This window comes from Dietzia sp. E1 (assembly GCF_014145015.1).
Lineage (GTDB): Bacteria > Actinomycetota > Actinomycetes > Mycobacteriales > Mycobacteriaceae > Dietzia > Dietzia cinnamea_A.
Map to the genome: position 1 here is coordinate 1 of NZ_JAALDU010000294.1, position 1702 is coordinate 1702.

Annotated in this window: 3 protein-coding genes; 2 read left to right on the forward strand and 1 reads right to left on the reverse strand. The window is 72.0% G+C overall.

Features of this window, described 5'->3' with window-relative positions:
- Positions 1–698 (reverse strand): DEAD/DEAH box helicase (locus tag G6030_RS10475; RefSeq protein ID WP_182643080.1); only part of this gene is annotated, 698 nt, incomplete at its 3' end.
- Positions 699–913: 215 nt separating this feature from the next.
- On the opposite strand from G6030_RS10475, the gene G6030_RS10480 reads away from it, so the two are divergent.
- Both G6030_RS10480 and G6030_RS10485 read left to right on the forward strand, forming a co-directional pair.
- Positions 914–1117: a cold-shock protein gene (locus tag G6030_RS10480; protein ID WP_007628711.1), complete on the forward strand. Its 204-nt coding sequence runs from the start codon at positions 914–916 to the stop codon at positions 1115–1117.
- Positions 1118–1220: 103 nt separating this feature from the next.
- A partial coding sequence (locus tag G6030_RS10485) for a hypothetical protein (protein ID WP_182643081.1) occupies positions 1221–1702 on the forward strand: 482 nt, incomplete at its 3' end.

The following is a 1702-nucleotide window of genomic DNA, read 5'->3' on the forward strand; positions in this document are numbered from 1 at the left end:
TCGGACGTGGTGGCGGAGGCCAGGACGAAGGTCGGCGCCGCGCCTAGGGCGCGGGCGAGCCTGTCGAGCCGTCGGAGGACCAGGGCGACGTTGGAGCCGAACACCCCGCGGTAGGAGTGACATTCGTCGACGACGACAAAGCGGAGCCCCCGCAGGATCCGTGTCCACTGGCGGGCCCTGCCGAGCAACGACAGGTGGAGCATGTCCGGATTGGTGACGATCCACCGGGAGTTCTCCCGGATGAAGGGTCGGGCGTCGGACGGGGTGTCTCCGTCGTAGGAGGCGGGTGCGACGTGGGAGAGCCCGGGCACGGAGTCCACCAGCGAGACCACCGACGACAGCTGGTCCTGCCCGAGGGCCTTGGTCGGGGCAAGGTAGAGCACGCAGGCGTTGCGGTCCTCGGCGAGGGCGCTCAGCGCGGGCAGCTGATAGCCGAGGGACTTCCCGGACGCGGTTCCCGTCGCCACCACGACGTGTCGACCGGCGTGCGCGTGTTCGGCGGTGGCGACCTGGTGCGCCCAGGGCCGCTCGACGCCCCGGGCGCGCAGTTCGTCGACCAGGCCCGGGTGGGCCCAGATGGGCCAGTCGGCGTACCGCGCCTCGCGGGCGGGCAGGTCGGCGGCGTGGGTCAGTGGCGACGGACCGGCCGGGAGCTGTTCCAGCAGGTGGCCCAGGAGTTCGCGTCCGTAAGTCGTCACCCTTCGACCGTAGAGGGATCCGCTCCGCCGGTCGATTCGCCGACGGCGGTGGACCGACGTGCCCAAGATCTGTTCTCCTCCCGCTGTTGTCGTGGTCTACTGGAGCCGGTCGTCACAACCGCCCACCGGGCAGCCGGTGAACGGGGGCGTCGGCCCGACACGCGCGGCCATCCCGCGAGTCGCACCTGGCAGTACGGAAAAGGAACGCAGTAAACATGGCACAGGGCACCGTCAAGTGGTTCAACGCGGAGAAGGGCTACGGGTTCATCGCCCCCGAGGACGGTTCCGCCGACCTCTTCGTCCACTACTCCTCCATCGAGGGCACCGGCTTCAAGTCGCTCGAGGAGAACCAGCGCGTCGAGTTCGAGGTGGGCGAGGGTCAGAAGGGCCCGCAGGCGCAGGAGGTCCGCGCCCTCTGAGGTGATCAGGTCCGGCACGACGAGGCCCCCATCGCGCTCGCGGTGGGGGCCTCGCGCCGTGTCGGGGTCGGCGGTGTCGGAGGCCGACCGTAGGCTCTGAGCCGTGACGCAGCTGTCGTTCTTCGCCGCGGACGACCATGTCCCCGACCCCTCGGACCTCGAGGGCGTCCTGGCCGCCCGCGGGCAGTCCACCCTGGCCGGCGAGGTGGCGCAGGTGTCGGTGGCGCTCGACGCCGCGTGGCGGGCAGACGCGTTCGAGACGATCCTGACGCAGGCGGGACTGGATCCCGTGCGCTCCGACCCGGATCCCGACGGCCGGTGCACGGTCTCCACGGCGCGGACGTCGGCGCTGGCACCGGTGGTGCGCCGCTGGCGGCGGGGCGCCGTCACCGCGGTCCCGGAGGGGTGGACGCCCTCGGCCGGGGCGCTGCGCATCTGGGTCCTCACCGCCGGCCACATCACGGACACCGGTGTGGTCGAGCTGGGCATCGACGCCGGACTGGAACACCACGCCCCCCGCCGGGACGCGCTCCGGGCAGCACTGGAGCGGGTCGGCATCCGGACGACGTACGTCGGGTCCAAGGG